Raw genomic sequence first — 8,791 nt, forward strand, 5'->3', positions numbered from 1 at the left:
CCAACGGTTGGTATCCCTCTACCTTTTTTTAGTTATGGTGGCTCTGGTCTTTGGGGCTTTACCATCTTACTTTTTATTTTTATAAAACTAGATAGTAATAAAATTAATGAGTGGTAAATAAAAAAAAGACCACCTTAACAGTAGTCCTTTTTTTTATTTTAAAACCCTAAATCTAATTCAAACTACCTAAACTAGACTTTATCGTTTCGATTTTAGCTAAAGCATCAGCTTCTTTTTTCTTTTCAGACGCTACAACTTGCTCTGGTGCACCAGCAACAAAACGCTCATTAGAGAGTTTCTTTTGAACAGATTTCAAGAAACCTTCTGTGTAATTAAGTTCTTCTGTTAGCTTTTTAATTTCGGCTCCTACATCAATACTACCTTCCATAGGAATAAGGTACTCGTTAGATTTTACTCGATAAGTTAAAGCACCATCAACAGGCTCTGTTACGTAATTGAAACTATCTAAATTTCCTAGTTTTGTAATCACTTCATCAAATGTCGATGTTACATTTTCACTATTTACAACTGAGAACCCAATAGCATCTTTAAAAGCAATATTCTTTTGTTTTCTAATGTTTCTAATACCAGAAATTACTTCAGATGCAAAATCAAACTCAGTAATTAATGTCTCATTAATTGGTTTCGCTTCTGGCCATTTAGCAATAATTAAAGCTTCTTCTGGTGAACGCTCTTTAATGTAATGCCAAATTTCTTCCGTTAAGAATGGCATAAATGGATGTAATATTTTAAGAATATCTTCAAATATTGCATTTATACTTTCTAGAGTTTTTGCGTCTATAGGTTGCTGATAAGCTGGCTTTACAATTTCTAATAACCATGATGCAAAATCATCCCAAATCAACTTGTATGTTGACATAAGCGCATCACTTAATCTATACTTACTGAAATGGTCTTCAATTTCTGCAATGGTTTTTTGAAACTTAGACTTAAACCATTCAATCGCAATTTTGCTAGAATTTGGTTGATTGATAGACTCATCAACTTCCCATCCTTTTACTAATCTAAAGGCATTCCAAATCTTGTTAGCAAACTGTTTTCCTTGCTGACAAAGATCTTCATCGAACATCAAGTCATTTCCAGCTGCGGAGCTCAATAACAAGCCTACTCTTACTCCATCTGCACCATAATCTTCAATTAATTTTAATGCATCAGGCGAATTCCCAAGAGATTTAGACATTTTTCGTCTTTGCTTATCTCTAACTAATCCTGTTAAATAAACATTTTCAAAAGGCTTTTCACCTTTGTATTCATAACCAGCAATAATCATTCTGGCTACCCAAAAGAATAAAATATCCGGTCCAGTAACTAAGTCGTTGGTTGGATAGTAGTATTTAATTTCTTCGTTTTCAGGATTTCGAATACCATCAAAAACACTCATTGGCCATAACCAAGATGAGAACCATGTATCTAAAGCATCTGAATCTTGTTTTAAATCTGAAGCTTTAAGCTCAGCGTTAGAAGTTCTTACTCTCGCCAGACTAACTGCTTCTTCAATGTTCTCAGCAACTACAAAATCCTCTTTTCCATCTCCATAGAAGTATGCAGGAATTTGTTGTCCCCAAAGTAACTGACGCGAAATATTCCAATCGCGAATATTCTCCATCCAATGACGATACGTATTTTCAAATTTCTTCGGAAACAGTTTAACGTCACCAGTTTTTAAAACGGCATCAATAGCTGGTTTTGCTAAATCTTCCATTTTAAGAAACCATTGGTCACTTAAACGAGGTTCGATAACTGCTTTGGTACGTTCCGATGTTCCTACTTTATTTATATGATTTTCAGTTTTTACTAATATACCTGCTGCTTCAAGTTCTTTCGTAACAGCTTTTCTCGCTACAAAACGATCTTGACCTTCGTAATGCATTCCGAAACTATTTAACGACGCATCATCATTAAATATATCAACAACTTCAAGATGGTGTTTATCACCTAATACTTTATCATTCTCATCGTGAGCAGGTGTTACTTTTAAGCAACCTGTACCGAACTCAATATCTACATATTCATCTTCAATAATTGGAATTACTCTTCCGCAAATTGGAACAACTGCTTTCTTTCCTTTTAAATGTGTAAAGCGTTGATCTGTTGGATTGATACAAATCGCAGTATCACCAAAAATCGTTTCAGGACGTGTTGTTGCAATGGTTAATTTTTCATCACTGCCTTCAACTTGGTATTCTAGATAGTAGAGTAATCCTTGCTTTTCAACATGAATTACTTCTTCATCAGACAAAGTCGTCTTTGCTTCCGGATCCCAATTCACCATACGGTAGCCTCTGTAAATTAAGCCCTTGTTATATAAATCTACAAAGGTTTTAATTACGGCTTCATTCATATCATCATCCATCGTAAACTTTGTACGATCCCAGTCACAAGAGCAACCTAATTTCTTTAACTGCTCAAGTATAACTCCTCCATATTCTTCTGTCCATTCCCATGCATGCTTTAAGAACTCTTCGCGAGTAAGTTCGTTTTTATCTATCCCTTGTGCCTTTAATTTTGCCACAACTTTAGCCTCTGTCGCAATAGAAGCATGATCTGTGCCAGGAACCCAACACGCATTTTTCCCTAATAATCGTGCTCGACGTATCAATACATCTTGTATGGTATTGTTTAACATGTGTCCCATGTGTAATATTCCTGTCACATTTGGTGGTGGAATTACAATAGTGTAGGGTTCTCTTTCGTCTGGCGTAGAATGAAAATAATTATATTTCATCCAGTAGTCATACCACTTATTTTCTACTGAAAGGGCGTTATATTTTGATGGGATTTCCATGTTTTGGTATTGTTTTTGCTATGTAACTGACAAAAGTACTTATATTTCTTTTTTTGAAAAATTATTAGGTAACTATTATGGGCATAAAACCCCAAATACTGTTAAAAAGGAATGTATTACATCTAATTAATTTTGAAGAGAATAAAAAAGGGAGTAGTTTTGATAGTATCAATTTAAAATTAAAATGATGAAAAATTTAATAGCTATTTTATTTGTAGGACTAATTAGTCTTGGATCTTTTTCTCAAGAAAAAGTGGCAAAGATAGAATTTAAGACCGACGTGATTGATTATGGCACTATTGAAAAAGGTGCTGATGGTGTTAGAGTATTTGAGTTTACAAACACTGGCAATGCTCCATTAATTATTTCTAATGTAAAATCGACATGCGGTTGTACTGTACCTAAAAAACCCAAAGGACCAATAATGCCTGGTGAAACTGGTAAGATTGAAGTAAAATTTGACACAAAACGAGTTAATCCTTTTAGAAAAACGATTACTGTCTTCTCTAATGCAGATACTCCAACTGTAGCCTTAAAGATTAAAGGTTTAGTGATAGACTCTAGTAAAACAAGTGTTTTAGAAAAGAAAGAAAAAAGTATGATTGAGCAATAGGCTCTAATCTCAATAAAATTAATCAATGAGCTCTCAGTTTGAGGGCTCATTTTTTTTAAAAGCGTCATCTAGTTTAAACCTAAAAAGCATACTTTCTCCATTACGCTCTATTTTTAATCGAATAGTTTTGCCTGTTTTACCATGAAAAAATTTATTAATATGTGGCAATTTGAAGTTATAGGCTGGCTTACCATTTATACTAATAAGAATATCACCCTCTCTTAAACCTGAGATATAAGCATTTGAAGATTTTCTGACTTCAACAATCTTATATGTCGGTTTTAAAGCTAAAATATAGTTTATTGAATAATCTATGTGTATAGCATTATCTTTATTCTTTGTACCATTATTATTAGACGATGGTATTCTAATTTGTTCTTTTACAAACATGTTTCCGTTATGCTCTAAAATAATACCACTATTGTTATATGTAAATAGTTCTTTATAATAACTATTCTTTTTTAAATATATTTTTTCGTTAGAGTAATCAAAGAAGAGATTAAATCGTCTTAAAATTTCACCTCCCAAACTACCATTTCTTTCTTTGTAAACTCTAGCAGGATTGATAGAAGTAGTATCGGGAAAAGCGACATTGACATCGCTTAATTTAAAGTCACTTAGCTCAAAGCTTTTTGTCTTAGATCTTTTACCATAAATAGACCCACTTAACCCTTTGCCTAGATAGTCTATAAAAAATAAGTCCTTTTTTGGTGTTAAACCGTCTAGTTTATTTTCAAATAACCATAAGGCATCGCTACTTCCAGTATCAACAAGTAATTTTACAATTGTTTCATTACTATCAATTACAACCTTAGCGTCAACGTAAGGTTTTTTTCTATATATTTTAATTGGTACCGTTCTCCATTTTTTTGATGATTTAGGTTTAAAACTATTTGGCTTATGTAGTCTTATAAATTTTGAATTATAGTTAATCTCAACAACAAAATCCTTAAATATATCATAACCAATAATACCATGTACCAAAACTCCAAGCCTTGGCGTAAAATTTATTGTCTTATCAAAAACCACATATAAATCTTTGTTTGTACTTAAGGCGTTTCCTAATTTAATCGCATTATGGGTAGATTTTAATGCTTTTAGTTTTCCTTCACCACCCAAACCATGTAAGTAAAATGTTACTGTGTTTTTTAAATCTAAAGAATCCCGTTCAGACAAATTGAAAAGAATAGGACGACTTACTCCTGTATCTAAGATAAAAGATAGCGTTACGCCATTTATACTAACGGGAATGATTATTAGATTGCTTGCAAATTCAAAATTAATTCTTTCGCTCTCATCTTTATTTAAAAAAAAATCATTCTGAGCTATTGCAAATAAGCAACTTAAAACCATTAAACATAATAAAATATATTTATTTATGGGTTTCAAAAATTCTGTAGATTTTAAATGAAGTTACAAATCTTTCCCTTATAGAATATTTTAATCGTTAATTTTTAAATAAACTTTAAGAAATTTCAGAACTTAGCACTTTAAAACTAACTTATGCCAACAATATCAAAAAAGGGTGTAAACATGCCAGAATCACCAATACGTAAATTGGTGCCTTATGCAGAAGAAGCCCATAAAAAAGGAAAAACCGTTTTCTACCTTAATATTGGTCAGCCCGATATAAAAACGCCAACTGTGGCCTTAGATGCGGTAAAAGTTCATTCACTAGACATTTTAGCCTATTCGCGTTCTGAGGGTTCTGAGAACTATAGAATCAAAATTGCAGAATATTACAAACATAATTCTATAGAAGTTACACACAAAGACATAATTGTGACTACTGGTGGCAGTGAGGCATTACTGTTTGCCTTTGGAAGTATAATGGATGAAGACGACGAAATTATAATTCCTGAGCCATTTTACGCCAATTACAACGGGTTTTCAACCGCTTCTAGTGTAAATATAGTACCTGTAATATCTAAAATTGAAGATAACTTTGCATTACCTCCTATAGAAGAGTTTGAAAAGTTAATTACCCCAAAAACAAAGGCTATTTTAATTTGTAATCCAGGTAACCCAACAGGTTATTTATATTCTAAAGAAGAAATAAAAAAATTAGCGTCAATTGTTAAGAAACATGATTTATTTTTGATTGCTGATGAAGTTTACAGAGAGTTTGTTTATGATGGTATTTCGCATTATTCAATTTTACAAGAACCTGGCCTAGAGGAACATGCTATTATTATTGATTCGGTTTCTAAACGCTACAGTATGTGTGGAGCACGAATTGGATATCTTGTTTCAAAAAATAAAGAGATTATAAAAACGGCTTTAAAATTTGCCCAAGCAAGATTGAGTCCGCCAACTCTTGCGCAAATTGCTAGTGAAGCTGCTTTAGAAACACCACAAAGTTATTTTGATGATGTTATAAAAGAATACGTAAAGCGTCGTAACACGTTAATTTCAGAATTAGAAAAAATTGATGGAGTTAAAGTCGCTAAACCAAATGGCGCTTTTTATTGTATTGCAGAGTTACCAGTAAAAAATTCGGATAATTTTGCGCGTTGGTTATTAGAATCTTTTGATTATGAAAATAGCACTATCATGGTTGCTCCAGCTGCAGGTTTCTATTCTACTCCTGGTGCTGGTCTAAACCAAATACGTATCGCTTATGTTTTAAATGAAGAGAGTTTAAAAACCTCTGTAAAAATTTTAGCTGAAGCACTTAAAGTTTATAAGGACTAATGACTATAACCAAGAATGTTTCATTAAAATCTTTTAACACCTTTGGTATAGAGGCTAAAGCTGAATCTTTTTGTGACATTACCTCTACTAAAGCTCTTCGTGAAATTTTAAAAGAGCAACACTCAAATCCATTATTTATTCTTGGTGGAGGAAGTAATATGTTGTTAACTCAAGATATTGAAGCATTAGTACTTCACCTCAACATAAAAGGAATTGAAGTCGTTAGTGAAACAGAAAACTCTGTTATCATTAAGGCTATGGCTGGCGAAAACTGGCATGAGTTTGTATTATGGTGTTTAGAGTGTAATTATGGAGGTGTTGAAAATATGTCACTAATTCCGGGCAATATTGGCACAACACCAATACAGAATATTGGTGCTTATGGTGTAGAACTTAAAGATGTTTTTGTGAGTTGTGAAGCTATCAGCATTGCTAACCAAACTACAAAAACGTTCACAAAATCAGATTGCAAATTTGGTTATAGAGAATCTATTTTTAAGCAAGAATTAAAAGGACAGTATATCATTACAAGTGTAAATCTTAAACTTACTAAAGTTAATCATAAGCTACATGTGCACTATGGAGCAATAAAAACGGAACTCCAAGCTTCTTGTATTAATAATCCAAGTATTCAAGATATTTCTAAGGCTATAATTACCATTAGACAGAGTAAATTGCCTGATCCAAAAGAAATTGGTAATTGTGGAAGTTTTTTTAAAAACCCAATTATTTCTACGGAGCAATTCACTGAATTGCAAGAAAACTTTCCAGAGGCACCTTCCTATAAAGTTTCGGACACTGAAGTTAAAGTACCTGCAGGTTGGTTAATTGAAAAGGCCGGTTTTAAAGGGAAGCGTTTTAAAAATTATGGAGTACACAATAAACAAGCCTTAGTTTTGGTTAATTATGGGAATGCAAATGGTAAAGACATCTATGAATTAGCTAAACTGATACAGGAAACAGTAAAGCGTATATTTAACGTCACTATTGATGCCGAAGTAAATATTATATAAAACAAAAGTCACAACTTTTGCTGCGACTTTTGCATTTAGAATAATTTTTGATAATGCTATTAATCAATCTTTATTGTAGAAAAAATTATTCTAACCTTATATGCTATTTACCTTATATGGTGTATTTAATTATATTTACGTTTATAAATCCATTTTAGATGTCATAAACATCAGAAAAACAAGATCTTAATATTTTGAATATAACACCTACAGAGCAAAAAATAATCGACTTACTCCAAAAAGAGGACAAGCGTGCTTTAAACCTACTTTACGAAAACTATTCTAAAAGTCTTTATGGTGTTATAGTAAAAATTACGATTAATGAAGAAATTGCCCAAGATGCACTGCAAGACACCTTCATTAAAGTTTGGAAAAACGCTTCAAAGTACGACCCGAGTAAGGCTAAACTTTTCACTTGGCTGTTCCGAATTGCACGGAATACAGCTATAGATAAACTTAGAAGTTTTAATAATCGCTACCAAAAAGAAGTCCAAATTGATACTTCTAACGTATATATCTTACCAACATCAAATTTTAACCAAGATGTTTTGGATATAAAAGAACATGTTGGGAGACTAGAAGAAAAGTATCAAATTGTGTTAGATGCCTTGTTTTTTCAAGGAATGACACAACAAGAAGCAAGTGATGAATTAGACATTCCTTTAGGTACTATAAAATCTAGATTAAAAATTGGATTGCGAGAACTTAAAAAAGTTTATAATCCATAAAATATTTTAATATGGAAACAAAATTACATAACTTTTTAAATTCTAACTTACTAAATAAGTATTTGTTAGGAGAGACTTCCTTTGAAGAATCTAAAGAAGTAGAACACTTTATATCTAACTATCCTGAAGCAGCTTCTGCTTACGAAAAGCTCCAAGATAATTTAGAGATTATTGCGAAGGTAGGCGCCGTTAATGTGCCTAACAATATCTTAACGGATGTTTTAGAATCATTAGACGAATCTAATGACACCAAAGTCATTCAGCTTATACAAAAAAGAAAAACACCTTGGTATAGTATTGCTGCAAGTGCTGCAGCTGTATTATTCGCAGTGAGTTCTTTTATGCTTTATCAAAAAAATCAGCAATTAAATAGTGAAAATAACATTGTTGATGCTGAAATTATGGATCTAAGGAGTGATATTGACAAGAATAATTCTAAACTAGATGAATTATCTAGAGAATTAATGAAGCTCAATAATCCGGATGCTAAAAAATATGTTATTAACGGTAACGATCGCGCTAAGAACTTAAAAACTGTAGCATACATCAATTCGGTAGAAAAAACGTCTATGATTGATGTGATTACTTTGCCGCAATTGCCAAAGGAACAGCACTACCAAATTTGGGCTGAGCTTCAGGACAGAATGGTTAACTTAGGCATTTTAGATGAATCTAATAGAAAGTTAAAACAAATTCCATACATGGAAGATGCTCTAGCACTAAGTATAAAAATCAGTACAAAGGGTGATCACACAAATGAAAATGGTACAGAAGTTGCCGAAATATCGTTGAAAGATAAATAAGCATATCTTCTACTACAAACAAAAAAGAGGCTCATTAAAATGAGCCTCTTTTTTCTCTTATTTTTTAAAGAATTATTCTTTTTCAAAAAAAGTTTTGTGAATAATACCACCAATAATAGCACCTCCAATTGGAG

8 protein-coding genes are annotated in these 8,791 nt (G+C 32.2%); 6 read left to right on the forward strand and 2 right to left on the reverse strand.

The genetic code is table 11. The features are described 5' to 3' along the window. Positions 1-117: FtsW/RodA/SpoVE family cell cycle protein (locus AAC053_RS12635; RefSeq protein ID WP_339757260.1), on the forward strand; the 117-nt coding region annotated here is incomplete at its 5' end. Positions 118-172: 55 nt separating this feature from the next. Here the strand turns inward: AAC053_RS12635 and AAC053_RS12640 are convergent. Continuing rightward, positions 173-2,806, reverse strand: coding sequence for a valine--tRNA ligase (locus AAC053_RS12640; protein ID WP_339757237.1), 2,634 nt, complete (start codon positions 2,804-2,806; stop codon positions 173-175). Positions 2,807-2,993: 187 nt separating this feature from the next. On the opposite strand from AAC053_RS12640, the gene AAC053_RS12645 reads away from it, so the two are divergent. Then, on the forward strand, positions 2,994-3,419 hold the full coding sequence (locus AAC053_RS12645) for a DUF1573 domain-containing protein (RefSeq protein ID WP_339757240.1): 426 nt from the start codon (positions 2,994-2,996) through the stop codon (positions 3,417-3,419). A gap of 33 nt (positions 3,420-3,452) precedes the next feature. On the opposite strand, the gene AAC053_RS12650 is transcribed toward AAC053_RS12645, so the two are convergent. Further along, a complete protein-coding gene (locus AAC053_RS12650) occupies positions 3,453-4,772 on the reverse strand; it encodes an aspartyl protease family protein (protein WP_339757243.1) in 1,320 nt (439 codons plus the stop codon). A 150-nt stretch (positions 4,773-4,922) separates the two neighbouring features. Between AAC053_RS12650 and AAC053_RS12655 the strand changes: the two genes are divergently transcribed. From AAC053_RS12655 to AAC053_RS12670, 4 genes are all read left to right on the forward strand, one after another. Beyond that, on the forward strand, positions 4,923-6,113 hold the full coding sequence (locus AAC053_RS12655) for a pyridoxal phosphate-dependent aminotransferase (RefSeq protein ID WP_339757246.1): 1,191 nt from the start codon (positions 4,923-4,925) through the stop codon (positions 6,111-6,113). Then, entirely contained in the window at positions 6,113-7,126 is a 1,014-nt protein-coding gene (murB, locus tag AAC053_RS12660; RefSeq protein WP_339757249.1) for a UDP-N-acetylmuramate dehydrogenase, read from the forward strand. Before AAC053_RS12655 ends, murB begins: the two co-directional genes overlap by 1 nt. A gap of 194 nt (positions 7,127-7,320) precedes the next feature. After that, positions 7,321-7,854, forward strand: coding sequence for an RNA polymerase sigma factor (locus tag AAC053_RS12665; RefSeq protein ID WP_339757253.1), 534 nt, complete (start codon positions 7,321-7,323; stop codon positions 7,852-7,854). A gap of 11 nt (positions 7,855-7,865) precedes the next feature. Beyond that, positions 7,866-8,657 carry an RNA polymerase subunit sigma-70 gene (locus AAC053_RS12670; RefSeq protein ID WP_339757258.1) on the forward strand — a complete coding sequence of 264 codons (792 nt, stop codon included), beginning with the start codon at positions 7,866-7,868 and terminating at the stop codon, positions 8,655-8,657. Positions 8,658-8,791: the final 134 nt, after the last annotated feature.

The organism is uncultured Winogradskyella sp., assembly GCF_963975125.1.
GTDB lineage: Bacteria > Bacteroidota > Bacteroidia > Flavobacteriales > Flavobacteriaceae > Winogradskyella.

Coding starts and splice junctions, on each gene's coding strand:
- AAC053_RS12655 (WP_339757246.1), top strand. CDS start 4,923: ATGCCAACAATATCAAAAAAGGGTGTAAACATGCCAGAATCACCAATA.
- AAC053_RS12640 (WP_339757237.1), bottom strand. CDS start 2,806: ATGGAAATCCCATCAAAATATAACGCCCTTTCAGTAGAAAATAAGTGG.
- AAC053_RS12645 (WP_339757240.1), top strand. CDS start 2,994: ATGAAAAATTTAATAGCTATTTTATTTGTAGGACTAATTAGTCTTGGA.
- AAC053_RS12670 (WP_339757258.1), top strand. CDS start 7,866: ATGGAAACAAAATTACATAACTTTTTAAATTCTAACTTACTAAATAAG.
- AAC053_RS12650 (WP_339757243.1), bottom strand. CDS start 4,772: ATGGTTTTAAGTTGCTTATTTGCAATAGCTCAGAATGATTTTTTTTTA.
- murB (WP_339757249.1), top strand. CDS start 6,113: ATGACTATAACCAAGAATGTTTCATTAAAATCTTTTAACACCTTTGGT.